Source organism: Ammoniphilus sp. YIM 78166, assembly GCF_004522215.1.
In the GTDB taxonomy this organism is placed as follows: Bacteria; Bacillota; Bacilli; order Aneurinibacillales; family RAOX-1; genus YIM-78166.
The window spans coordinates 1-336 of the sequence record NZ_SDLR01000062.1; the positions used below are offsets into that span (position 1 = coordinate 1).

At 42.6% G+C, this 336-nt stretch carries 1 other RNA gene; it reads right to left on the reverse strand.

Going from position 1 to position 336, the window contains the following annotated elements:
- Positions 1 to 18: 18 nt before the first annotated feature.
- Positions 19 to 336, reverse strand: an RNA gene (rnpB, locus tag EIZ58_RS32900) — RNase P RNA component class B; the annotation flags it as partial.

The following is a 336-nucleotide window of genomic DNA, read 5'->3' on the forward strand; positions in this document are numbered from 1 at the left end:
CTAACCTATTATGCAATTTTCTATAAGCCATGTTTTGTTCCAGAAACAACTAGGAATTGTTTCTTTCGATAATCATCTGTCTACTGCAAAGCAGTCAGGATAGATTGTTCTCATTCCAACTATCCCATGCCCCTACCAAAGTTTGGGTTGCTAGCTTGAGGGGTTTACCGCGTTCCACTTTCTAGATTTCCCTAGAAACTACGTCACTGTGGCACTTTCAAAGCTATTCAGGCATATCCAAAGACTTAGCCCTTTTGCTTGCCGTAAGATAGCTAGCTATCTCCCTAGGCTTATTTTTTCGCCTAGCACAAACACTACTGGCATCACAGCCAGTGC